We start from the raw sequence: 25685 nt of genomic DNA, 5'->3' as shown, positions 1-25685 counted from the left end.
TTACCCCCCTAGTCGTTCTAATTGATAATCACCATTTAATACTCGTTTCCACCAACTCTCATTTTCTAAATACCAGTGAACTGTTTTTCGAATACCCGTTTCAAATGTTTCTTCTGGCGTCCAATTTAATTCATTTTGAATCTTACTTGCATTTATAGCATATCGCACATCATGCCCTGGTCGATCTTTAACGAAGGTGATCAATTTACTATAGGAATCTACCCCTTTCATTTTTTCATTGGTTTTAACAGGCACTAATTCATCTAATATTTTGCACAATGTATTCACCACTTCTAAATTGGTTTTTTCATTGTGACCACCAATATTGTATGTTTGACCGACACTACCTTCTGTCACGACTTTATATAAAGCGCGAGCATGATCTTCCACATATAACCAATCACGAATTTGTGAACCATCACCATATATTGGTAATGCCTTTGCATCTAATGCATTTAAAATGACATGGGGAATGAGTTTTTCTGGGAAATGATACGGACCATAATTATTGGAACAATTTGTTATAAGAACAGGCAACCCATATGTTCTGTGCCAAGCTCTAACTAAATGATCACTGGATGCTTTGGAGGCTGAATAAGGTGAGCTTGGATCGTATGACGTTTCTTCTGTAAATAAATCTGTTGTATTGGTTAAATCCCCATACACTTCATCCGTTGAAATATGATGAAATCTAAATTGTTCTTTCTCATTACCAGTAAGCGTATTCCAGTATTCTCTAGCAGCTTCAAGCAAAATGAATGTCCCTATTATGTTTGTTTGCATAAATTCAGCAGGCCCATCGATCGATCGATCAACATGTGATTCTGCAGCCAAGTGCATAACTGCGTCAGGTTGAAGTTTTTTAAAAACTTCAACTAATTTATTTTTATCGCATATATCAATTTTTTGAAATAAGTATCGGTCAGATTTTTCAATCGATTGTAATGAATCTAAATTACCTGCATAAGTTAATTTATCAATATTTATTACTGAATCATTTGTATTCTCTAATATATTACGAATGACTGCAGATCCAATAAAACCAGCACCTCCAGTGATGAGTATTTTCATTTATACGACACCTCTAAAATTATCTTGATTCGCTAAAAACCATTCATACGTTGTTGCCAAACCCTGCTCTAAATCAATCGAATATTTCCAACCCAAATCTGCAAGGCGATCTACATTCATTAACTTACGTGGCGCACCATCTGGTTTGCTGGCATCAAATTTTATTTCGCCTTTAAACCCAGTCACTTTTGCAACGGTTTCTACCAATTCACGAATTGTACAATCCACACCTGTACCCACATTAATATGGCTTAGCATTTCTTGGGTGTTTGCATTGTAAGTGTCTTGGTCTAATTCCATTACATAAATGGATGCAGCGGCCATGTCATCAACATGTAAAAATTCTCGCATCGGTTTACCTGAACCCCATGCGATTACTTCTGAATCACCATTTAATTTAGCTTCGTGAAATCTGCGTAACAACGCAGGAATCACATGAGAATTTTCAGGGTGAAAATTGTCGTTTTCGCCATACAAGTTAGTTGGCATCACCGAGCGATAATTGCGTTTGTATTGGCGATTATAAGACTCGCACATTTTGATGCCTGCAATTTTTGCAATGGCATAAGGCTCGTTTGTTGGTTCCAACGTACCCGTTAATAATGCGTGTTCGCTCATTGGTTGTTCGGCTAATTTTGGATAAATACAAGACGAGCCTAAAAACAATAAGTCTTGAATATTCGCAACATGACATGAGTGAATAATATTATTTTGAATGCTTAAATTTTCATAAATAAAATCCGCAGGATACGTATTGTTAGCCACAATACCGCCTACTTTTGCCGCGGCTAAATACACGCAATCAATATTCGATTGCGCAAAAAATTGCGCCACGGCTTGTTGATCTAATAAATTTAACTCACTGCGACTTTTTGTAATGACTTCTACATCAGCGCGTTGTTTAAGTTGGCGCACAATGGCTGAACCAACCATGCCATTGTGTCCTGCTACGAATATTCTTTTCATAATTTTCTCTTTAAGTTTAATTTTTCGAAGTGATGAAAAATTAAAAGCTTGGTAGTGCATCTTGCGAAAGGAGACCTTTCTTGATGTCCTAGTCGCACTTTAATTACCCTTGGTTTTCAATGGCAACGGCAATATCAAAACCGTGTTTTTTAAGTAGGGCATGTTGTTTGGCTTTGTTTAAATCGTTTTCTACCATTTCGGCACACATTTCTTCTACTGTAATCTCAGGTGTCCAGCCTAGTAATTTTTTCGCTTTTGACGGATCACCTAATAACGTTTCAACTTCAGCAGGGCGGAAATAACGCGGGTCAACTTTTACCAATACATCACCAACATTCACTTCAGGTGCAATGCTTTGATCAACAGCCGTAACCGTACCGATCTCTTCTAATGCGCTGCCAGTAAATTCAATGGTAATGCCTGCATTTTGTGCCGACATTTTTACAAATTCACGTACCGAAATTTGTTTGCCCGTTGCAATCACAAAATCGTCTGCCACCTCTTGTTGTAACATCATCCATTGCATACGCACGTAATCTTTTGCGTGTCCCCAATCTCGAAGCGCGTCCATATTGCCTAAATACAAGCAGTTTTCTAAACCATGGGCAATGTTGGCAAACGCACGAGTAATTTTGCGTGTCACAAATGTTTCACCACGACGCGGCGATTCATGGTTAAACAAAATACCGTTACAAGCATACATGCCATAAGACTCACGATAGTTAACCGTTATCCAATACGCGTACATTTTAGCCACGGCGTAAGGGGAACGAGGGTGAAACGGCGTCGTTTCTTTTTGTGGAATTTCTTGCACTTCGCCATACAACTCAGAAGTTGACGCCTGATAAAAACGCGTCTTTTTTTCCAAACCTAAAAAACGAATCGCTTCTAAAATACGCAACGCACCCATCGCATCCACATCGGCTGTGTATTCAGGTGAATCAAACGAAACCGCAACATGAGACTGCGCACCTAAGTTATAAACTTCATCAGGTTGAATGTCTTTTAATAAACGCGTTAAGTTAGACGTGTCGGTCAAATCACCATAATGCAAAAAGAATTTTGCGTCTATTTGATGTAAGTCTTGATAAATATGATCCACACGTTCGGTGTTTAATGACGATGCACGACGTTTAATGCCGTGTACTTCGTAGCCTTTTTCTAATAAAAATTCTGCTAAGTACGATCCATCCTGTCCGGTTACGCCTGTTATTAAAGCAACTTTTGCCATGGTAAAACTTTCCTATAATTTAATAATATGAGATTCGTGATTTAAACACGACCATACAAATCTTCAAAACGCACTATATCATCTTCGCCCAAATACGAACCTGACTGCACTTCAATTAACTCAAGCGGCAATACCCCAGGATTTTTAAGGGCATGTACGACACCCACAGGAATATAAGTCGATTGGTTTTCCGTTAGCATGATTTCTTTATCGCCATTGGTCACCAGCGCGGTGCCCGACACAACAATCCAATGCTCGGCACGATGATGATGCATTTGTACGGATAATTTAGCGCCGGGTTTTACGCTTATGCGTTTTACTTGGTAACGCTCGCCGTTGTCGATCGAATCATAACTGCCCCATGGTCGATACACTTCGCGGTGTAAATCTACCTCAGGTCTGTTTTGCGCTTTAAGTTGTTCAACAATCGCTTTGACTTCTTGGGCTTTGTCTTTGTGGGCAACCAATACTGAGTCTTTAGTGTTAATAATAACTAAATTGTCGACACCCACGGTGGCGACTAATTTGTCTTCGCTCATAACCAAACAATTATGCGTGTCGGTTGCTAATACTTCGCCTTCAAACGCATTGTGGTTGTCGTCTTTTTGTTTTACATCCCAAAGTGCAGCAAAGCCACCTACGTCACTCCAGCCAGCATCAAGCGGCACTACTACCGCGTTCGAGGAGCCCTCAGCGTTACATAAAGGCTCCATTACAGCATAATCAATGGAATCATCAGGGCAGGCTTTAAACGCATCGGCATCAATACGTACAAAATCTAAATCTTGAGTTGGTTTTGAAATGGCTAATTTACAGGCGTTATAAATATCAGGCTGATGTTTTTCAAGCTCATTTAAATAGGTGCTGGCTTTAAATAAAAACATGCCGCTGTTCCAGAAAAAATCCCCAGAGTCTAAATAGGTTTGCGCGGTTTCTAAATCGGGTTTTTCAACAAACTTGGCTACTTTTCTGCCAGTGCTTGCACCTACGCGCACTTCTTCGCCTTGTTGAATATAACCGTAACCAGTTTCAGGGGTTTTGGGCACAATACCAAAGGTGACTAATTTATTATCTAACGCTAATGGACAGGCATGTTTCACAACCTTACAAAATTCAGCCGAATCTTTCATGTCATGATCCGCTGCTAACACTAACAACAATGCATCGTCTTGTTGAGCCTGCGGATTAAATTTTGCCATGGCATTAAACGCAGCCAAGGCAATGGCAGGGGCGGTATTACGACCCACAGGTTCTAAAATAATAGAAGCTTGCGTTTGGCCAATTTGACGGCATTGCTCAGCAGCAATAAAACGATGATCGTCATTACAAATTAAGCTAATAGGCAACGTGTTTAAACCATCTAAGCGTTTGATGGTTTGTTGCAACATGGTGCTTTTATCATCACCCGTTAACGCTAAAAATTGTTTTGGGTATTTTTTACGAGACAACGGCCAAAGGCGAGTGCCGGAACCGCCGGCCATAATTACGGGTAAAAAGTTCATTATTTAATCACTACCAAACAAATCACGTGTATAAACTTTATCCATTACATCTTCAAGTTCTTCCACTCGACGATTGGCAATGATCACATCACTGATTTCTTTAAATTCATTTAAATCTTTAATTACTTTTGAATTGTAAAACTCATCTTCAGTTAATACTGGCTCATACACAACAACTGTAATACCTTTTGCCTTTATCCGTTTCATTATCCCTTGAATGGCTGAGGCTCTGAAATTATCTGAACCTGATTTCATTATTAATCGATATATACCCACCACTTTTGGATTCTTTTTGATAATTGAATCCGCTATAAAATCTTTGCGTGTTGTATTGGCCGATACAATTGCGCCTATAATACTATTTGGTACATCTTTGTAGTTGGCCAATAATTGTTTGGTGTCTTTGGGTAGGCAGTAACCACCGTACCCGAAAGAGGGATTATTATAATGACTGCCAATTCTTGGATCTAGCCCGACCCCTTCGATGATTTGTTTGGCGTCTAATCCGTGGGTTTCTGCATAGCTGTCTAATTCATTAAAATATGAGACACGCATAGCTAGGTAGGTATTTGAAAATAGTTTTACACCTTCTGCTTCTGTGGAATCAGTGTATAAAATATCGATATTTTGTTTGATGGCACCTTGAGCTAATAAATTAGCAAATATTTCAGCGCGTTTGCTTTTTTCACCGACTATGATTCTTGATGGGTGCAGGTTGTCATACAGTGCTTTGCCTTCGCGTAAAAACTCAGGGCTAAACATAATATTAGGACAATCAAATTCTTGTTTGATTGATTTTGTATATCCCACTGGCACAGTAGACTTAATCACCATTACAGCATTTGGATTAATTTGCATCACGTCTTTAATCACAGACTCAACCGAGCTTGTATTAAAATAATTATTTTCTACATCGTAATCTGTTGGTGTGGCAATTATTACAAAATCGGCATTTGCATATGCTTCGTTTTTATCTAATGTGGCTTTAAAATTTAATTGTTTATTTTGTAAAAAATCTTCAATTTCAACATCAGCAATCGGCGACTGCTTATTATTTAACATCGCCACTTTTTCTTCGACAATATCAATTGCTACAACTTCGTTATGCTGCGCTAATAACATTGAGTTTGATAACCCTACATAACCTGTTCCCGCTACTGCAATTTTAGCCATTATTTAGTTTCTCCATAAAATGATTGATACCAATCAACAAAATTATTAATACCTGTTTGTACGTCTACATTTGATTTTACGCCTGTTGTCGCGACAAAATCTTCGGTATCGGCAAAAGTTTGATACACATCACCATCTTGCATTGGCATAAAATTTTTAATGGACTCAGTGCCTAATGCATTTTCTAATGCTTTGACAAAATCCATTAATTTTACAGGATTACCATTGCCAATATTATAAATGGCGTACGGCGCCGAGCTATTTGCAGCACTGCCGGTTTCAACTGTCCAATTTTTTTGACCTTGTGGCAATACAGATAAAATATTGACCACACCATCAACAATATCGTCGATATAGGTAAAGTCTCGGCTTAAATCGCCATTGTTATAAATATCAATAGGCTCACCATTTAAAATACTTTTAGTAAATTTAAACAACGCCATATCTGGACGCCCCCAAGGGCCGTACACAGTAAAAAATCTTAACCCCGTCGTGGGGATGTTGTATAAATGCGAATAAGTATGACTCATTAATTCATTAGATTTTTTAGTTGCCGCATATAACGATATTGGATGATCAACTGAATCACTGGTTGAAAACGGAGTCTTTGAATTTAAACCATAAACCGAACTTGAAGAGGCATAAACTAAATGTTTAACCTTATGTTGACGACACCCTTCTAGAATATGCAAGTGCCCGACTAAATTGCTTTCAGCATAAGCATGTGGATTATCAATTGAATATCGCACCCCTGCTTGTGCAGCTAAATGAATCACATAATCAAACTGCTCTTGTGCAAACAAGGCTTCGATTGCGTCGCGATCGGCAATATCTAATTTCACAAATTTAAATTGTTCAAACGCCTTTACACGCTCTAACCTAGCTAGTTTTAAATTAACATCATAATAATCATTAATATTATCGATACCAACAACGGTATAACCCAATTCAATTAATTTAATGGATGTCGCTGAACCAATAAATCCAGCCGCCCCGGTTACTAACACCCTTCCTTTCATATTCATCTCTTATACAAACACCCAATCACGAAACCAACGCTCGCAATAGTGGCACTGTAGACGCAAACCTTGCTCAGACTGGTCTACTAAAAATTTACTCGTAACCGATTCTGTTAAGCTTATGCAGTTATGGTTACGACACTTAAATACGCCTTTTAATTCTTTTGGCGCTTTCATTTTGTATTTTTTTACAACCAAATAATCATCTATTTGATTGATACTGGCATCAGGTGCAAATAAAAATAAGTTTTCTGCCTCGCTATCAGCGAGGTGCCACTCATTTACTTTGATGATGTCTTTAAATTCGCCCGATGAAGTTGGTAAATTAAGCCCTACAGTAAGGCGTAACTTTTTATCCATCAGTTGTAAGTGGTTTATGATCTTTAGTCCCTGTCCAGCAGGTATGTGATCAATCACCGTGCCTTTTTGGATGGCCTCAACTTGTAATTTATGAGTTTTTTGCATAAACCACCTGTTCGTTTAATTCTTCATTTAACAACAATGCTAATAATGCCTGTCTTGCATATAATCCATTTTCCGCTTGTTGAAAGTAATATGCGTAAGGTGTGTTATCTACAGATGTGCAAATTTCATCAATTCGCGGTAATGGATGTAATATTTTTAGATTGTCTTTGGCGTTTTTTAACCCTTTAGCTTTTAATACGTATTGAGAAGCCACTAGGTGATATTCATTGGGATCAAATCGTTCTTTTTGAACGCGGGTCATGTAGATAATATCCGCCCACTTGACAGCATCGCTTATTTTTTGAACGATTTGATATTCAACGCCTTTGCTTCTTAATTCATCACAAATGTATTCAGGCATTTTCAAAGCGTCTGGTGCGATGAATTGCATTTTTACATCTTTAAATAACGAAAGTGCTTGAGCTAATGAATGCACGGTTCGACCGTATTTTAAGTCTCCAACAAACGCAATTTTAATACCGTCTAGGGAGTTTTGTGTTTCAAAAATGGTAAATAAATCTAATAAAGTTTGGCTTGGGTGCTGATTTGCACCATCTCCACCATTGATGACAGGCACTTTTGCGACTTCTGCGGCTAATCGGGCTGAACCTTCATTTGGATGCCTTAAAATAATGGCATCGGCATAGGCATCGATCATTCTTATAGAATCTGAAAGGGTTTCCCCTTTTTTGCCAAATGACGTATTAGTTGCATCGGCAAATCCAATTAATTGACCACCTTGACGCTGCACTGCGGTTTCAAAAGACAATCGAGTTCGGGTCGAAGCTTCAAAAAAACAACTCGCTATTATTTTTCCCGACAAGAATTGGCCTGTTGGGTTTAGTTTAATTTTTTGTGCGGTTTGTATAATCAGTTCAAGATCTTCTCGGGTGAAGTCTTTGATCGAAACGACATCGCGTTGATAAAGCGGATTGTGCATGAAAATTGGTGTCAGATTAAAGAATGTTGCTGATTGTAACGAATTTTATGGTTTGGCTCAAAGTAAAAAACCGTTGATGCAATTAATTGCAGCAAAAAAGTTGGCAAAACTACAATTCCCTGTCTATATTTTTTCTTGCTGACTGGAAGGATTTCCATTGTTGGCACTTAAAGGAGAAACACAACGTATTCTCCATCATTTTTTACCAAAGGAATCTCGTTATGAGAAATTTTAAATTTAGCACACTTGTTTTATCGTCCCTCACTGCATTTTCATTATTAACAGGCCATGCGAATGCTGAACCAATGGATACAGAGAAAACGTCTTCTTCACAAATGTTGTTGTATGTGAATATCAACACAGATTCTCAAGATACACTTTCTGATTTGTTAGTAGGTGTTGGTTCTGCCAAGGCACAAGCAATAATTGAATATAGAGAAGAAAATGGCCCTTTTAATAGTGCAGACGAACTATTAAACGTAAAAGGAATTGGAGAGAAAATATTAGAGCGCAATCGCGATGCGATAATTTTGAAGGATATTAAGGGAACAATGGAGCTGAGCGTTAAATAAACTATCACTCAATAAAAAACCCGGCAATAGCCGGGTTTTTTTAATCAAGATTGATAATTAGTCGTAATCTGACTCACCTAATTCAGGATAAGCATTATTGATTAATTCAATAAATTGCTTATGGAACCATGCACCAGCATGCGGAGCCATATAATCCATTGGACGAACAGGGTTAGCCTCACCACCATCACGTATTGATCCAGAAATACACATAGTATCTAATTGCTTACCAGCGTAAATTGGATCCGTTGCAGACTCATAAATAGCTTGATCGACAATATCTAAACCAGCTGTGCTCGTAGTATTATGATCGAACGAAATACCATCAGATTCTCCAGGTGGCTTCATCCAGAAAAACGCATCTAAGTGAGGACGATTAGCGTCTGGGTTAGCTTTTGGAACTTCACCCACACCTGCATTTGCAACATTACACCAATGACCACGATGATCACGATCATCTACACGATCACTTGGATCAGTACCCATTTGACGAGTTTGGTTCGCAACTGGGCGATTAGCATTCATACCCCAACCATTACGGGCAGTATCAATAATAAACCCTGGCTCAAATCCAGACTGCTCTGAACGAACACGCGCATTAAATGCGTCAATATAAGTTACTTCATCAACAGATTGATTCCACTCATAATAATCAGCAAGTGCCTCACGGTCAGCGGTATCATTTGAAATAAGAGGCTCTTCAACAGGTGTATAACCCGAAGTGTTTGAAGCAAAGCCTCGCACTTTTTCAAAACCAGATTTTCCATCAGCATCCGCACCAGCAATCAACTTAAGGAAACCTTCAACACCACGCTTTATGTTAGTTGTTTCACTACCAGGATCATCCCAACCTAACCAACCAGCATGACCAATATCTAGGTAAGTATATACATTGCCAACTTTATCTAACTCATCAATTGCAAGCTGCAGACCACGACCATATACACCTAATCCTTCCGCCAAACCATCTTCTGTGTACTCAAGTAAAGTATCACAATATGTAGTACCATCATCACGAGTCAACCCATCTACAACTAATGAAGGACCATCTGGATTCAACATAGTATTTGTAATCATATTAGGGTACGAGTCTGGCTCTAGCATTGCAACAATACGTAAATCTTGATACTCAGATTTTGAAGACATTGCACTAGTAATAACATTTAAATAATCAGTACGATATTTATTCAAACCATCCAACTGTCCAGCACTATAACTTTCTTGAGGCTTGCCAATTTCATACAACTGACCACTAGATGCAAATGCAGCACAATCGCGATCTGGAAGGTTGTAAATTATTACAACAATAGTCATTGGTGATTTACCACCATCCTTAGTTGCATAAAACTCTTGCTGAGCAACAGCTGCATCTAGGTGTCCAATCAAAGAACGTCGACCCGCTTCTGGATCACCAGAAATAGTTGCAATTGAATCCATCCATACAGCCGAAGGTTGACGCTGGATATATTTAATTTTATTAACCATTTCAGTTTTATTATAAGTACTAGCCATTGGATCAGTATCATTTTCAACTAGCACCAATGAATCATCCATCATAGTTTTGATATCAGGACTCAAATAAAAGTATGAATCTTCGAATGGATTACCTTGAGTTTGCAAAGGAGTATTTATATCACCTACTGCTTTTTGGCTTAAAGGGATCGTTCCGTTATATTTTGAATCATCAACAATATCAACATCAGCCGAAGAACCTGTACCAGTTCCAGTTCCAGTACCTGTTCCAGTACCTGTTCCAGTACCTGTTCCAGTACCTGTTCCAGTACCTGTTCCAGTACCTGTTCCAGTACCTGTTCCAGTACCTGTACCTGTTCCAGTTCCAGTTCCAGTTCCAGTTCCAGTTCCTGTACCAGTTCCAGTACCAGTTCCAGTACCAGTTCCAGTACCAGTTCCAGTACCAGTTCCAGTTCCAGTTCCAGTACCTGTACCAGTTCCAGTACCTGTTCCTGTACCAGTTCCTGGATCTGTTCCGAAATTATACAGAACAGGAGCATAAGCTTTTAATCCGCCTGAATCTTCAACAGTTAATAAAATTGTTTGCTCTCCAGACAAATTAGTCAATAAAGCTAAATCTAAAATTTCATCACTACTTACAGGTGCTCCATTTATTGTCCATAAGTAAGTTAAAGTATCACCTGCTGTATCATTTGCATTAGACAATACCACAGTTCCAGTTACTTCTGGTGCAGCAGTAGGAGCTGTATTAACTACTGGTGTAGGAGTAGGATCTGGTGTTTCTTCTTTTTTTGAACAACTTGCTAGCACTAATGCTGAAGTCATACCAATGGCTAATGCCGTTTTGTTAAAAATCATAATTTTTACCTTTGGTGGAAAATTTCTTAAACAGGTTGAATTGAAATTAAACTCGTTAATACGACTCAACTCTGTTTTGGTGTGCCAATTCTACGTCAAAACACCAGTCATTCCCTCATAAGTTAGTGTTGCGAAGTGTAATATAGTGATCAACCACTCAGTTATTGTAACTTTTTGTGACGCTTATCACATTTACTTACTCTATTTACTACCCCTGAGTAATAAATGTTCCTTAATTATTCCACTTATATTTCTCTTTCGAATTAAAAAAAGGTTTATATTTCATTTTCTATTAAACAATATTCCATATCTGTATTTTCTGACAATTTTTGATCACTTTTTAACAACTCGTGCCTGAGTTCATAGTTTTAAATTAACAACCGTGCAAGAATCGATCATATATTGACGAAAAAGCCCGCTTCTAAAATGAGAACTATTATGACAAACCCCAATTTTGATTCTTTATTTACTCAGAAATTCTCATTACTGATTATCCTTTTTAGTCTTCTATTCCCCCTTCAAGGCTTCGCCGCCTTAGATATTAATAATTCAGATGGCACTTCTATAGCAAAACTCAACCAACCTACACTAGTTGATCCAAATTTTAGTTTATCTAGTGATGAACCTATAACCGCAATGCAGGTAATTATTGCTAATTTATCACTTGGAGATACGTTAGATTTTGATCAAGAGATTGCAACTAACTTTTCAATTAATGGCTCTTACGATTCAAGCAAAGGGATTCTTACTTTTACCTCTGATGGTTCTGCTACTTTGGACAGTGACTATCAGGCATTACTAAGAACGGTCACGATCACTGCAACTCAAGATAAAGGCCCTCGGTATATTTCCTTCACTGTTGGGGAAGATATTTTATTTAACTTTTACAATAATCATTTTTATAAATACGTTGAAGCAGATGCTATCAGCTGGACTGAAGCAAATTCTATTGCTCAAAATACTATTTATCAGTCTATGACTGGTTACCTTGTGACTGTTACTGAAATTACAGAAAATCAATTTGTGACTGAAAAAATAAATGGCAATTCATGGATGGGCGCACGTAATATTGATCTTGGAGACACCAATGAATGGCAATGGGTTTCGGGGCCTGAAGCTGGCCAAACATTTTGGATGGGATTAATCAATGGCACGCCAGTGGATAATATGTTCGAAAATTGGGATACACAAGAGCCTAATAATTATGAAAACCGAAATGAGCTATATGGCCATTTTTATGCAAATGGCACATGGAACGACTACCCTGATGATGCTGAAAATGGATTCTCTGGAAATGATATTGCAGGTTATGTCATTGAATTTGGTAATGAATTAGTAGGTGAAATCCCTCAAGTTGCTTCTACCAAAACTGTTCAAATCGGCACTTCAAATGCTCCAATTTTCACCAATAATAACAGTGAAATATTAGTCGAAATTGCCATAGCTGAAAAAACCACCTATATCGAAACCATTCAAGTATTTGATGAAGATAATGATTCAAATGAATTAATCATCCAGATAACCAACGACTCGGGCAATGCATTTGAGATTAATAATGGCGAACTGCATTTAATCAATGGTTTAGATTTAAAAGGCCAAGCTAGCACTTTGTTAACCGTTGAAATTAGTGTGAGCGATCCTGAAAACAATACAAACATTCAAACTTTCGAAGTCACTATTTTACTTGATAGTGATGAAGATTTAGACCCAAACATTACAGACCCCGATGACGATAACGATGGAATTGTGGATATTATCGAAAATAATAACGGTTTAATTGATTTAGATAATGATCATGACGGCATCATAAATTCTCTTGATTTAGATTCCGATAACGACGGGATAAGTGATCGCGCTGAAAATGAAAACCACCTAATTAATGGAAAGTTAATAGATAGTGATGGCGATGGCATCATTGATACATTTGACGCGGATGTTACCCTTGGAATTGATAACAATAATGATGGCATTGATGATAATGCAATGGCTATCGACACTGACAACGATGGTGTTGCGGATTTTTTAGATTTGGATTCCGATAATGACAGCATCTTAGATACACTTGAAGCAAACAGTGTGGCAACAGGAGGCAGTCAAGCCCCCAATGCAAATGACATTGATGGCGACGGATTAGTAAATGGTTCACCTGAACTCATTGAAAACCCAAGCGATACAGACAACGACTCTATCCCCGATTATAAAGATTTAGATGCCAACGGCGATAATATTTTCGACATATCCACCATTGCAATAGGAATATTAGATGAAAACAACGACGGTATGATTGACGGCACTGACGATGAAGACGCAGACGGCATTATAGGTTTAGCCGATTATGAACCGAATAAACATGGTAGCTCAGATGATGTAGACAACGATGGTATTCCAAGCAGCATTGATGGTGATGATGATAACGATGGCATAGCTGACGGACAAGAAGGTAATCAAGATACCGATGGCGATGGCGTTGTAGACAGACTTGATCCTGACAGTGATGGCGATGGCATATCTGACCAAATTGAAAGTGGTTCTGCGCCATTAACAGGCAATGATTCTGACTCTGATGGAATCGATGACGCTTATGATGTAGATTTCTTAGGTATAATTGATATTAATAATGATGGCGCAAAAGACATTAATGAGTCCAGTTTGTATCCAGTTTTTAGTATTGATAGTGATGACGATGGTATTACAGATAATTTAGAACAACTACAAACTCCACCACTTTTAAAAGATTCCGACTTTGACGGCATTGATGATGCGTTTGACGTCAATATTACCAATGGTATTGATCTGAATAAAGACGGGATCGATGATGCAAAAGTCTTAGCTTTTAATGATTTTGATCAAGATGGGCTACTTAATTATTTAGATTCGGATTCAGATAATGATGGTTGGATAGATGGATTGGAAAACGGTGACTTTAACAACAACAATATTATTGATTATCTTGAAGTAGATCCTGGCGTAAATACAGCGGTTGGATCCTTCCCAATTCTATTTATAAGTTTAATTACAAGCTTGATAATGATTACTAGATTCAGCACGCATAAATTTCAATTTTTGTTCTTAGGATTGCTTTTAACATCCACCATTTCTCAAGCAATTACACCTTATAGCTCATGTAATTATTCTAATGAATATTATCAAAGATGTTTTTATGGTGGTGGCCAGCTAGGTGTTTCATTATTAAATCCTGACGATAGTCAAAGTACTTGGAAAGCTCAGAATTCGATCTCAAGTGCAGTCACAGCTCAACTAGGATGGCGTTTTTATAATCGAGCATTTTCAGAAATAGAATTCAATTATCTAGGGGCTAATACGCTAAAAAATAATAATCCAGACATCACTGGCGAAGCTAAATTGCATTATTTTACCCCTGCACTATATGTTGGTGGTTATTTATATAAAGCCGAACAACTAAAACCTTACAATTTATTTATAAAAACAGGTTTGTCGGCGGTTAGAAATCGCACTAACTCAGAGTTAATTACTATAAATTCCACCTCTAATTTTCAACCCAGTTTTGTTTTAGGAGCTGAATTACAGTTACAGGCGGATCTTTTTGCAAGAATCAATCTTAGCACTTTTACTAGTGATGCAAATGCGATTACCTTATCGATCCATCGCTTTTTTTAAAATTAGAGTAACTTAAAATTTTTAAGTTACTCTAATTTTTAAGTTTTCCCAAAGCAGAAAGTGCAGCCACACGATACGCTTCTGCTAACGTGGGGAAGTTAAAAATTGTTTCAACAAAATCTTTAACTTTAAAATTACCTAACATTGCCATTTGGCCAATATGAATTAATTCTGTTGCGCCTTCACCTACAATTTGCACTCCCAAAATAGTTTTTGCATCCGCAGAACAAATTAATTTCAGCATGCCATTTTGAATACCCGAAATCTGCCCTCGAGCAATCTCTTCAAAATTTGCATGTCCTATTAATACTTCGCCATACTTTTCTACAGCTTGCGTTTGAGTTAGCCCAACGGCTGACAATTCGGGAATACCATAAATACCTGTTGGAATTAAATGGCTCATTTTCCCAATTTCTAAATTCAATGCATTACAAGCAACTCTTCGCCCTTGCTCCATTGATGTAGATGCCAATGAAGGTGGTCCAATTACATCGCCTGCTGCATAGATATTTTTAGTAGGTGTCTCTAAATTTTCATCCACAGGAATATGGCCCCGATCATTTAAATTTAAATTTACATTTTCAATTTTTAATCCTTTAATATTCGCAACTCTTCCTGCTGCACATAATAATTTTTCAGATTTTATTTCTATTCCTGTTGATGTTTCACATACTACTGAATTTTTATTGTCCCAATACACTTTATTCAATTGTGTATCTCCAAGCCAAGTGCCTCCCATTTGTTCGAAGGCATGAACAAAACGATCGGTTAATTCATGATCCATAAACCCAAGAGGTCTTGGATATTTATCAATCATTGTTACCTTTACCCCCAAGGCTTGAAAAACTGATGCATACTCACTTGCAATCACACCGCCACCCAACACAGTTAAACTTTTTGGAAGATACAGCATTGATAAAATAGAATCCGAATCAAAAATATATTCATGATCTATAGGCACATCATCAGGCTCACGAGGAATAGACCCAGTTGCAATCACTACTTGCGATGCATAAATAGTTTGCTCATCTCCTTGGATAAATCTAACTTTAATAACGTGCTTGTTTTTATTTTCATCAAAGGCTTCAAAATTTGCTCGACCATGAATATGATCAATTTGATTTCGTTTTATTTGTTTAACCATAAAATGATCATGGGCTTTTAGTACTAAATCCAAGCGATCAATCAACGTGTTCATTTCTGTTGTTTCATCTAATTGAAAATTAGCTAAGTTTGCATTTTCACGCATAATATTTACGCGCTTTGCATTTTCTCTTAATGTTTTACTAGGAATAGTCCCTCTATGTACACACGCACCTCCTAATAATGCATCCTGCTCGATTAAAGCGACTGACTGACCTGCTTTTGCAGCTTGAATTGCAGCTTTTTGACCAGCTGGACCTGATCCAATTACAACAAAATCTAAATCTTTTATTTGATTCATAACATCATCGCCATTTTCGCAGATTGAATTTTATCCTGCATTTGTATTAATGCTTCAACGTCCTCTTCATAAAGATTTAAACTCGCAAGACGCTCCTGACCTTTTAGTGACTCCCAATCTAATTCCTCAGATAAATTTACTCCAGCAAATAAGCTACCTATATAAACGGCATCACTTAATTCATTGGAATCTTGAATTTGAATGGCTTTTATGACTTGTTCAGGCATTTTCCAAAAATTGGCAATATGAACACCAATTTGCAAAAAGCATAATTCACAAACCTTCAAACATTGCTCAGGAGTCACACTTGGATCATCATTTACTAATGCCTGAATTATAACGGGTTTACCTATACTATGAAGTAATCCTCCAATGTAGGCGGCTTCAACATTCTTTCTCGCCTTACGTGCAATTTCCTTACTCCATAATCCACTTAATACAGCATGCTGCCAAATCAGATCCAGTGTTTTTTCAAATCCTTTTATTTTAAAACGAACAGCACTTAACGCTGCAGTTAAGGTAATCTCTGCAATCATATTCATGCCTAATCGACTGATAGCTTGCTGCAAAGAAATGATATTTCCATTTGGTGAGTAAGCAGCTGAGTTGGCAATTCTCATGACATGTGCGGCAAGAGATTGATCTGACTGTATCAAATTAGCCAAACTCCCAGCATCAGAATCTGGGTCTTGAGCCAATGACATCGCTTTTTGAGCAACTTCAGGCAACATTGGCATTGATAATTTGCCTTCAATTGATTTATCTAATAAACCCTGTGCTAATTCTTCAATCATGTTTGCCTCTTTTTTTAACGTTGAAATCCTGAAATCAATTTGTGTTGATATTGAGTCAGTTGTTTTAATTCGTTTGCCAATTCAATTGCTTGCATCATTTTTTCATCTGTTGATTCAGCTAAAGCATGAATACGATGAGCATGTTTATCAATTGAACTGATTGCCTTGGTTTGATCTTCTACCACTTCAGCCTGCATTAATGCTTTTTCATCTATGGCATTAATTTGACCTGTGATTTGTGTTAGCTCCTCCTCAACCATATGTATTTGAGAAATACATTGTTCAGACTGCTCTTTTGAGTGCTGCATTGAAGTGACAGTTTCATTAGTGGTGATCGTTAATTTATCAATAATTTGCGTAATTGAAGCGGTACTGTCTTGTGTTCGTTGTGCTAAATTTCGAACTTCATCTGCCACTACCGCAAATCCTCTTCCTTGTTCACCAGCCCTTGCAGCTTCAATAGCAGCATTTAAAGCTAAAAGATTTGTTTGCTCGGCAATTGAGCGAATCACCTGAACTACATTTTTAATCTCATCTGAATCTTCTGCCAAAATATTAACTTTTTCATTTGAGTTGACAATATGAGTATTCAACTGGGTTAATGAGTTTATTGTTTTTTGTAACTGCTGATTACTATTTTTAATATTTTGAATTGTTAATTGAGTTGTTTTTCTAGAACTATTTGCAGAGTCATTTACAGAATTAACGCCAGCGACTAATTGATGTGAATTTTTTTCAACTAATGCCGATTGTTGTTTTTGTTCATTGGTAAGAGATTGAGTTTCCACAAAATTTTCTTGAGTTTTAGAAGTACGGATATCCACTAAATTAGCAAGCTGCCGAAGCCTTTCTAAAACGGTATGAAGGTGTTTTTGTCGCATCAACCCTGCAAGTTTGGATCTTCCGAAACTGCCGGATTCATTAATATAAATATACTGGGCAATTTTATCATCAGTCACTTTTACTGCCGAATCTAGATGTTTATCACAATATTTTTTTATCCATACACCGCCCATAATTGTGCCAAGTAAAACAGAAATCAAGATTGATAAAAAAACTGGAAGTACCTGGTTACTAAAGTAATTAATTGTAAAACTTAAAGTAACTATGCTAGCAACCATTAAATATATTTCTATATATGGTGAACTTTTATAAACCAAATCAAAGGGTTGACTAGATTCATTTATTTTTTTATATATTTTTTCAGCTCTTTTTATTTCACTTTTATCTGCTTTTGTTCTGACCGATTCATAACCGATTACATTTTCATTTTCAAAAATTGGGGTTACATATGCATTTACCCAGTAAAAGCTCCCGTCTTTGCATCTATTTTTAACTATACCCATCCATGGTTTTTTATCTTTTAATCTCTCCCACATCATTTTAAAAGCAACTTGAGGCATATCAGGATGCCTAACTATATTATGGGACTGACCTATTAGTTCCTCACGATCATATCCTGAGTAATTTAAGAATTCATCATTACAAAATGTGATACGGCTATTTAAATCCGTTGCTGATACAAGATTTGCAGAATCAGAAAGCACATTTTCTTGCTTATTCACTTCACCATTTCGCCTCATGTTTTTTCCAATAAATATTACTTAATTTTCAGTGTAGCCAACAAAACTCAGCGCGCTAATTTAAAAATTAAAAATATAATCGAAAAAATACAATACTTTTAAAAACCTCAGCCATACTTTTAATAATGGCTTAAATTTTTAAAGTTTAAGATTCCAAAGTAACATTCACTTACGAAATAGAAGTTTCAATATGGTTTCAAGGGAAAATATCAACACAACCACACAAAATGGTAAAGCCCAACCCATACTGGTGACGGCTATATTAATGATTATGTGTATGAGTGTTTTAGTTTTTGCTCTTGCCGCAAATTCAAATATTACAACGATATTTCCTCCTGGACTAATTGAAAAACATCTTAAACATTGGATTTCTAACCCCCCTAGAATTGAATATGATCAAAAAACAGCAAAAATTTATAATTTAAATAATGTAATGGAGATTTACCAAGCTGCTGGGTATGAAATGATTTGGTTTAATAATTTAGAATTTAAAAGTGAGGGGCATAAATTAATCTCATTAATGAGAGAAGCAGTAGCTGACGATCGATATTTTTATCGATATTCTGATATTCCGTTCAAAAATGAAATCAACAAACACAGCGTATTCATTAAAGATATTACAAAATTAGACATGCTTGTTACCGATGCCTTTGTCAGCATCGTCCAAGATGCACTTAACAATGATTTCGTGCCTGATTTGAATAATCATGATCATCATAATTCAGAAGCTGTACAGGTACCCATTGAAGAACAAGTTCGACTAACTACAGATGATGTTGTTGCTTGGATTATAAAACATGTTGAAGCACAACAATTGCTTGAAGCCATCGATGCACTGTTTCCAAAACATGAAGGTTACTTAACAATGCGTAAAATGTTTAATCATTTTATATTGGTTTCAAGCTTTCAAACATGGAAACCATTACCAAAAGGAGAGTTAATTAAATTGCATTCAGAGCACAAAGACATTGCATTAATTCGTGCTCAAGTTAATTTCTTGGAAGCAGCAAGCTTCTATGATGAAGCCAACCCGACTGAAATTGAATATCCAAATTTTTTTAAAGATATTGATTATTCCCAATCTGCAAAAATATTAGACGAAATACTTTCTGAACGTATTAAGATTATACAAAGCCAAAACGGATTAGAGCCGACAGGTGAAGTTGGACCTAAAACAAGAAAACTATTTCAAACACCACCTCAACGATTCATAAGACAAATTGCTTTAAATATGAAACGCTGGCGACGACTTCCTGAAGAATTAGGTCGAAAGCATATTATGGTTAATATGGCTGCATTTGATTTGAATTTATATGAAAATAGTGCATCAATAATGAAAATGAAAGTAATTGTTGGAAGGCCTAATAGAAGAACACCTACATTAATTGATCCGATTAAAACAGTCGTATTAAATCCTACATGGACAGTGCCAAGACGAATTGCATTGCTAGATATAGTCCCTCAAGCTCGTAGAGATCCAAATTACCTTTCCAGTCATAATATAGAAATATTAAAAGGATATGGTGAAAATGCAAAAGTTATAGATCCAACTACGATTAATTGGAATAGTATTGGCCCCAATAATTTACCGTTTTATTTTAAACAAAAATCGGGATACAACAGCTCATTAGGACTTGTAAAATTTGCACTTCCAAATGACATGGCTATTTACCTACACGATACTAACCATAGAGAATTATTTGATAGAGATTACCGAGCATTAAGTTCTGGTTGTGTTCGTGTTGAAAAGCCACTTGAGCTTGCCCAAGCCCTTTTAGATGGCAAGTCTAATTGGAGCCAACAAAAATTTAACAATATTATTGATACGCGCAAGACAACATACGTTAAGTTGCCAGAACCTGTCCCTGTTTATCTAATTTATTGGACAGCTTATGTTGATGAGCAAGGAAAATTACAAAGAAGAGAAGATGTCTACAACTGGGATAGGTTACAACAAATTGGTAACGACGTTGCGGTTAACGATTATTCATTAGCACCTTAATATTGTTTAATACTGGAATTTCTTCAGTTTTATTGCTTTACTTGAATAGCTATTTTTATCAATTGAGATCGATATGCACAGTTTATTTGCTGATATAAAACCCTTTTCAGAACACACTTTTGAAAGACAAGGTCATAGAATATATTTTGAACAATCAGGTAACCCAAACGGCATTCCTGTTTGCGTAGTACATGGTGGTCCTGGCGGTGGAAGTAATGCAAAATTAAGATCTTTTTTCAACCCTAATGATTATCATATAATCATGTTTGACCAAAGGGGATGTGGACAATCTAGACCACATGCACTTCTTGAGCATAACTCTATGAATAACTTGATCCAAGATATGGAGGATATTCGTACTCACTTAAATATTGATAAATGGATGTTATTTGGGGGGTCGTGGGGAACAACTTTAAGTTTGGTATATTCACAGAAGTACCCTAACAATGTATTAGGTTTAATATTACGAGGTGTGTTTTTAGCAAGGGAACAAGAATATAAATGGTTATACGACGAAGGTGCTAGTCGAATATTTCCAGATCAATGGCAGCTTTTTACAGACCATGTAAACGGAAGAACAGGAGCTGGCTTACTGGAAGCATATTATGAACAACTAACAAGTAAAAACGAGATTCAAAGAATGGCTGCAGCCAGAGCATGGGTCAATTGGGAAGGCTCGTGTTCAACGTTAAAACCTAGTAAAGAAACAATTACTGGTCTTTTAGACCCAAGAATTGCGTTACCCATGGCATTAATTTCGGTTCATTTCTTTTTAAATTATTGCTTTATTGAAGAGAATCAAATCATCAATAATATGAGTAAAATAGCTCATATTCCTGCTGTGATCGTTCATGGAAGATATGATATGGTATGCCCTTTAGATAATGCTACTGAATTATATAAACATTGGGATAATTGTGAATTAGATATTATAAGGGAAGCGGGTCACTCTGCATTTGAACCTAGTATTAGGGATGCTCTTCTTAAAGCGTGCGTAAATATGGCGAAGCAGTTAGGGAAGCAAGACTCTAAAGCCTAATATTTAAGATGCCTCGAAAGAGGCATTTAATTTCAAACGCTCCTTATCTGTTAATCCATTTCTCACACCAAAACTTACTGCTTTAATTAACTAATCTGCGACTTACAGCTTTTTTAATTTTACTTCTTTATAGTTTATTCGTTATTTTTTTGCAGGCAATAAAAAACCCCACCAGGATAACCTGACGGGGCTCTTCATGTTCGGGCTTGGAGCCTGTCTTGCGACTAAACAAGCCAGGAAGGTTGCCTTCCGCTGTCTTGTTTACCAAGCTTCTAATTTATTCAGGGACGAATAATACGGTTAAACTCATAAAATACCAACTTTCATGCTTATATTTAATCATTTCACTTTCCTACAGGCAATAAAAAACCCCGTCAGGATAATCCTAACGGGGCTCTTCACTATTTGGCGTTTGACAATGACCTACTCTCACATGGGAACCCCCACACTACCATCGGCGATGCATCGTTTCACTTCTGAGTTCGGGATGGGGTCAGGTGGTACCAATGCTCTATGGTCGTCAAACAATTCTTTATGGCTTTCAGTTGTCTTAGCTATTTTGACTATTATTAAACACTTTCGTATTTAACCTTCATCTCAATATGCAACCTTCATCCAAATTCGGAAAATAAGTTTAAGTTCTATGTCTGTACTTTAAGTAACTTACGTCGCTCATTATACAGTATCTATCTCTTCGTTTACACACAAACTTCGTGCTTAAAATATCTTTCTTAGCTTCATTCGCTTCATTGTATCTCTACAATTTAGCTCATATAACGCTAAGTCTGTATGCCCTCCACGGATGGAGGAAATACTCAAAATCGTATGGAACGATTTTAGTAAACAGCTTAGGCGTTATATGGTCAAGCCTCACGGGCAATTAGTACAAGTTAGCTCAATGCCTCACAGCACTTACACACCTTGCCTATCAACCTGGTAGTCTTCCAGGGCCCTTTAGGGAATTAAATTCCAGTGAGATCTCATCTTGAAGGAGGCTTCCCGCTTAGATGCTTTCAGCGGTTATCCCGTCCGAACTTAGCTACCCGGCAATGCCACTGGCGTGACAACCGGAACACCAGAGGTTCGTTCACTCCGGTCCTCTCGTACTAGGAGCAACTCTTCTCAAATCTCAAACGTCCACGGCAGATAGGGACCGAACTGTCTCACGACGTTCTAAACCCAGCTCGCGTACCACTTTAAATGGCGAACAGCCATACCCTTGGGACCGGCTTCAGCCCCAGGATGTGATGAGCCGACATCGAGGTGCCAAACACCGCCGTCGATGTGAACTCTTGGGCGGTATCAGCCTGTTATCCCCGGAGTACCTTTTATCCGTTGAGCGATGGCCCTTCCATTCAGAACCACCGGATCACTATGACCTACTTTCGTATCTGCTCGACTTGTCTGTCTCGCAGTTAAGCTGGCTTATGCCATTGCACTAACCTCCTGATTTCCGACCAGGATTAGCCAACCTTCGTGCTCCTCCGTTACTCTTTGGGAGGAGACCGCCCCAGTCAAACTACCCACCACACAATGTCCTCGATCCCGATTAGGGACCTGAGTTAGAACCTCAAATGTATCAGGGTGGTATTTCAAGGTTGGCTCCACAACAACTAGCGTCGCTGCTTCAAAGCCTCCCACCTATCCTACACAAATACATTCAAAGTCCACTGCGAAGCTATAGTAAAGGTTCACGGGGTCTTTCCGTCTAGCCGCGGATACACTGCATCTTAACAGCGATTTCAATTTCACTGAGTCTCGGGTGGAGACAGTTTGGCCATCGTTACGCCATTCGTGCAGGTCGGAACTTACCCGACAAGGAATTTCGCTACCTTAGGACCGTTATAGTTACGGCCGCCGTTTACCGGGGCTTCGATCAAGAGCTTCGTCCGAAGACTAACCCCATCAATTAACCTTCCGGCACCGGGCAGGCGTCACACCGTATACGTCCACTTTCGTGTTTGCACAGTGCTGTGTTTTTAATAAACAGTCGCAGCCAACTGGTATCTTCGACTGTCGCTAGCTTAGGGAGCAAGTCCCATCACCGGCAACAGCGTACCTTCTCCCGAAGTTACGGTACCATTTTGCCTAGTTCCTTCACCCGAGTTCTCTCAAGCGCCTTAGTATTCTCTACCTGACCACCTGTGTCGGTTTGGGGTACGATTCGTTATAGCCTGAAGCTTAGAAGATTTTCCTGGAAGCATGGTATCAGTGACTTCGGAGTCCGTAGACTCACCGTATTCGGCTCTCAGTATTCTCACTAAAGAGAGGGGACCGGATTTGCCTAATCCCCTTACCTACTACCTTAAACCAGGACAACCATCGCCTGGATCACTTAACCTTCTCCGTCTCTCCATCGCAGCTATAACAAGTACGGGAATATTAACCCGTTTCCCATCGATTACGCTTCTCAGCCTCACCTTAGGGGTCGACTCACCCTGCCCTGATTAACATGGGACAGGAAACCTTGGTCTTCCGGCGAGGGAGTTTTTCACTCCCTTTATCGTTACTCATGTCAGCATTCGCACTTCTGATACCTCCAGCAAACCTCTCGATTCACCTTCAACAGCTTACAGAACGCTCCTCTACCATTCTTATAAATAAGAATCCGTAGCTTCGGTACTATGTTTGAGCCCCGTTATATCTTCCGCGCAGGCCGACTCGACTAGTGAGCTATTACGCTTTCTTTAAAGGGTGGCTGCTTCTAAGCCAACCTCCTAGCTGTCTAAGCCTTCCCACATCGTTTCCCACTTAACATAGATTTTGGGACCTTAGCTGACGGTCTGGGTTGTTTCCCTTTCCACGACGGACGTTAGCACCCGCCGTGTGTCTCCCGGATAGTACTCACAGGTATTCGGAGTTTGCATGGGGTTGGTAAGTCGGGATGACCCCCTAGCCCAAACAGTGCTCTACCCCCTGTGGTATAAGTCCGAGGCGCTACCTAAATAGCTTTCGAGGAGAACCAGCTATCTCCGAGTTTGATTAGCCTTTCACTCCTATCCACACGTCATCCCCTAACTTTTCAACGGTAGTGGGTTCGGTCCTCCAGTTGATGTTACTCAACCTTCAACCTGCACATGGATAGATCACTCGGTTTCGGGTCTACACCCAGCAACTCAACGCCCTATTAAGACTCGATTTCTCTTCGGCTCCCCTATTCGGTTAACCTTGCTACTGAATGTAAGTCGCTGACCCATTATACAAAAGGTACGCAGTCACCTAACAAGTAGGCTCCCACTGCTTGTACGTACACGGTTTCAGGATCTATTTCACTCCCCTCACAGGGGTTCTTTTCGCCTTTCCCTCACGGTACTGGTTCACTATCGGTCAATTAGGAGTATTTAGCCTTGGAGGATGGTCCCCCCATATTCAGTCAAGGTTTCTCGTGCCCCGACCTACTCGTGTATCATGTATATAGTTCTTTCGTATACGGGGCTATCACCCACTATGGCGGCACTTTCCAGAGCCTTCTACTAAAACTATATATACTTTTGGGCTAGTCCCCTTTCGCTCGCCGCTACTTAGGGAATCTCGGTTGATTTCTTTTCCTCCGGGTACTTAGATGTTTCAGTTCTCCGGGTTAGCTTCTTTACCCTATGTATTCAGGTAAAGATAACCGCCTTATGACGGTTGGGTTTCCCCATTCAGGAATCTCGGGATTATAGGATGTTATCGCCTCCCCCGAGCTTTTCGCAGATTTCCACGCCTTTCATCGCCTCTAATTGCCTAGGCATCCACCGTGTACGCTTATTCACTTGACCATATAACCCTAAACAGTCTGCATTGACTCAATCTTACGATTGGATCAACAAGACTTAGGTTATATGCACAAAGCCAATAATGTTCTTGGTGATACTCAAGGTTTTGAGCTTTCGCTCAATCTCTCTTTTTCATTTATTACATTTTATAACGAT

General features: G+C 38.4%; 16 protein-coding genes and 2 rRNA genes. 4 read left to right on the top strand and 14 right to left on the bottom strand.

Annotated features, from left to right (window positions below; translation table 11 throughout):
* The 8 genes from rfbB to pyrB all read right to left on the bottom strand — a co-directional run bounded on the left by rfbB (position 1) and on the right by pyrB (position 8367).
* Complete coding sequence (rfbB, locus tag TYM08_RS03395) at positions 1 to 1071, bottom strand: dTDP-glucose 4,6-dehydratase (RefSeq protein WP_422381564.1); 1071 nt, start codon at positions 1069 to 1071, stop codon at positions 1 to 3.
* Positions 1072 to 2037: a GDP-L-fucose synthase gene (fcl, locus tag TYM08_RS03390; RefSeq protein ID WP_422381563.1), complete on the bottom strand. Its 966-nt coding sequence runs from the start codon at positions 2035 to 2037 to the stop codon at positions 1072 to 1074. It abuts the gene before it with no gap.
* A gap of 103 nt (positions 2038 to 2140) precedes the next feature.
* The gene (gmd, locus tag TYM08_RS03385; RefSeq protein ID WP_422381562.1) at positions 2141 to 3268 is read right to left on the bottom strand and encodes a GDP-mannose 4,6-dehydratase; all 1128 of its coding nucleotides are present in this window, start codon (positions 3266 to 3268) and stop codon (positions 2141 to 2143) included.
* A gap of 41 nt (positions 3269 to 3309) precedes the next feature.
* A complete protein-coding gene (locus tag TYM08_RS03380) occupies positions 3310 to 4770 on the bottom strand; it encodes a mannose-1-phosphate guanylyltransferase/mannose-6-phosphate isomerase (RefSeq protein WP_422381561.1) in 1461 nt (486 codons plus the stop codon).
* 3 nt (positions 4771 to 4773) lie between these two features.
* Complete coding sequence (locus tag TYM08_RS03375; RefSeq protein WP_422381560.1) at positions 4774 to 5943, bottom strand: nucleotide sugar dehydrogenase; 1170 nt, start codon at positions 5941 to 5943, stop codon at positions 4774 to 4776.
* Positions 5943 to 6962: an NAD-dependent epimerase gene (locus TYM08_RS03370; RefSeq protein ID WP_422381559.1), complete on the bottom strand. Its 1020-nt coding sequence runs from the start codon at positions 6960 to 6962 to the stop codon at positions 5943 to 5945. The genes TYM08_RS03375 and TYM08_RS03370 overlap by 1 nt, the downstream gene beginning before the upstream one ends.
* A 9-nt stretch (positions 6963 to 6971) precedes the next feature.
* Complete coding sequence (gene pyrI, locus TYM08_RS03365; RefSeq protein WP_422381558.1) at positions 6972 to 7427, bottom strand: aspartate carbamoyltransferase regulatory subunit; 456 nt, start codon at positions 7425 to 7427, stop codon at positions 6972 to 6974.
* Positions 7411 to 8367, bottom strand: coding sequence for an aspartate carbamoyltransferase (pyrB, locus tag TYM08_RS03360; protein WP_422381557.1), 957 nt, complete (start codon positions 8365 to 8367; stop codon positions 7411 to 7413). The genes pyrI and pyrB overlap by 17 nt, the downstream gene beginning before the upstream one ends.
* A 221-nt stretch (positions 8368 to 8588) precedes the next feature.
* Between pyrB and TYM08_RS03355 the strand changes: the two genes are divergently transcribed.
* Positions 8589 to 8939, top strand: coding sequence for a ComEA family DNA-binding protein (locus TYM08_RS03355; RefSeq protein ID WP_422381556.1), 351 nt, complete (start codon positions 8589 to 8591; stop codon positions 8937 to 8939).
* Between the two features lie 57 nt (positions 8940 to 8996).
* On the opposite strand, the gene TYM08_RS03350 is transcribed toward TYM08_RS03355, so the two are convergent.
* Positions 8997 to 11270 carry a glycoside hydrolase family 6 protein gene (locus TYM08_RS03350; protein WP_422381555.1) on the bottom strand — a complete coding sequence of 758 codons (2274 nt, stop codon included), beginning with the start codon at positions 11268 to 11270 and terminating at the stop codon, positions 8997 to 8999.
* A gap of 438 nt (positions 11271 to 11708) precedes the next feature.
* Between TYM08_RS03350 and TYM08_RS03345 the strand changes: the two genes are divergently transcribed.
* Entirely contained in the window at positions 11709 to 14909 is a 3201-nt protein-coding gene (locus TYM08_RS03345) for a hypothetical protein (protein ID WP_422381554.1), read from the top strand.
* 31 nt (positions 14910 to 14940) lie between these two features.
* Here the strand turns inward: TYM08_RS03345 and sthA are convergent, their stop codons facing one another.
* The 3 genes from sthA to TYM08_RS03330 are packed head-to-tail and all read right to left on the bottom strand — an operon-like array spanning position 14941 to position 18712.
* Positions 14941 to 16353: a Si-specific NAD(P)(+) transhydrogenase gene (gene sthA, locus TYM08_RS03340; RefSeq protein ID WP_422381553.1), complete on the bottom strand. Its 1413-nt coding sequence runs from the start codon at positions 16351 to 16353 to the stop codon at positions 14941 to 14943.
* Positions 16350 to 17147: an HDOD domain-containing protein gene (locus tag TYM08_RS03335; protein WP_422381552.1), complete on the bottom strand. Its 798-nt coding sequence runs from the start codon at positions 17145 to 17147 to the stop codon at positions 16350 to 16352. Before TYM08_RS03335 ends, sthA begins: the two co-directional genes overlap by 4 nt.
* A gap of 14 nt (positions 17148 to 17161) precedes the next feature.
* Entirely contained in the window at positions 17162 to 18712 is a 1551-nt protein-coding gene (locus tag TYM08_RS03330; protein ID WP_422381551.1) for a methyl-accepting chemotaxis protein, read from the bottom strand.
* A 208-nt stretch (positions 18713 to 18920) separates the two neighbouring features.
* On the opposite strand from TYM08_RS03330, the gene TYM08_RS03325 reads away from it, so the two are divergent.
* Both TYM08_RS03325 and pip read left to right on the top strand, forming a co-directional pair.
* A complete protein-coding gene (locus TYM08_RS03325; protein WP_422381550.1) occupies positions 18921 to 20732 on the top strand; it encodes a L,D-transpeptidase family protein in 1812 nt (603 codons plus the stop codon).
* 73 nt (positions 20733 to 20805) lie between these two features.
* A complete protein-coding gene (pip, locus tag TYM08_RS03320) occupies positions 20806 to 21771 on the top strand; it encodes a prolyl aminopeptidase (RefSeq protein ID WP_422381549.1) in 966 nt (321 codons plus the stop codon).
* A gap of 410 nt (positions 21772 to 22181) precedes the next feature.
* On the opposite strand, the gene rrf is transcribed toward pip, so the two are convergent.
* A 5S ribosomal RNA gene (gene rrf, locus TYM08_RS03315) occupies positions 22182 to 22296 on the bottom strand.
* 334 nt (positions 22297 to 22630) lie between these two features.
* Positions 22631 to 25532: ribosomal RNA gene (locus tag TYM08_RS03310) — 23S ribosomal RNA — on the bottom strand.
* Positions 25533 to 25685 lie beyond the last annotated feature (153 nt).

It is taken from the genome of Marinicellulosiphila megalodicopiae (assembly GCF_045862395.1).
GTDB classification, from domain to species: domain Bacteria; phylum Pseudomonadota; class Gammaproteobacteria; order Pseudomonadales; family Natronospirillaceae; genus Marinicellulosiphila; species Marinicellulosiphila megalodicopiae.
Note: the sequence above shows the minus strand (reverse complement) of the source record. Positions and strands in the feature narration are given on the sequence as shown.

Bases quoted from the DNA above. Each gene is read 5' to 3' on its own strand.
- TYM08_RS03380 (WP_422381561.1), bottom strand. From the start codon at position 4,770: ATGAACTTTTTACCCGTAATTATGGCCGGCGGTTCCGGCACTCGCCTT.
- pip (WP_422381549.1), top strand. From the start codon at position 20,806: ATGCACAGTTTATTTGCTGATATAAAACCCTTTTCAGAACACACTTTT.
- TYM08_RS03345 (WP_422381554.1), top strand. From the start codon at position 11,709: ATGACAAACCCCAATTTTGATTCTTTATTTACTCAGAAATTCTCATTA.
- gmd (WP_422381562.1), bottom strand. From the start codon at position 3,268: ATGGCAAAAGTTGCTTTAATAACAGGCGTAACCGGACAGGATGGATCG.
- TYM08_RS03375 (WP_422381560.1), bottom strand. From the start codon at position 5,943: ATGGCTAAAATTGCAGTAGCGGGAACAGGTTATGTAGGGTTATCAAAC.
- pyrI (WP_422381558.1), bottom strand. From the start codon at position 7,427: ATGCAAAAAACTCATAAATTACAAGTTGAGGCCATCCAAAAAGGCACG.
- TYM08_RS03325 (WP_422381550.1), top strand. From the start codon at position 18,921: ATGGTTTCAAGGGAAAATATCAACACAACCACACAAAATGGTAAAGCC.
- pyrB (WP_422381557.1), bottom strand. From the start codon at position 8,367: ATGCACAATCCGCTTTATCAACGCGATGTCGTTTCGATCAAAGACTTC.
- sthA (WP_422381553.1), bottom strand. From the start codon at position 16,353: ATGAATCAAATAAAAGATTTAGATTTTGTTGTAATTGGATCAGGTCCA.
- TYM08_RS03355 (WP_422381556.1), top strand. From the start codon at position 8,589: ATGAGAAATTTTAAATTTAGCACACTTGTTTTATCGTCCCTCACTGCA.
- fcl (WP_422381563.1), bottom strand. From the start codon at position 2,037: ATGAAAAGAATATTCGTAGCAGGACACAATGGCATGGTTGGTTCAGCC.
- TYM08_RS03335 (WP_422381552.1), bottom strand. From the start codon at position 17,147: ATGATTGAAGAATTAGCACAGGGTTTATTAGATAAATCAATTGAAGGC.
- TYM08_RS03350 (WP_422381555.1), bottom strand. From the start codon at position 11,270: ATGATTTTTAACAAAACGGCATTAGCCATTGGTATGACTTCAGCATTA.
- TYM08_RS03370 (WP_422381559.1), bottom strand. From the start codon at position 6,962: ATGAAAGGAAGGGTGTTAGTAACCGGGGCGGCTGGATTTATTGGTTCA.
- rfbB (WP_422381564.1), bottom strand. From the start codon at position 1,071: ATGAAAATACTCATCACTGGAGGTGCTGGTTTTATTGGATCTGCAGTC.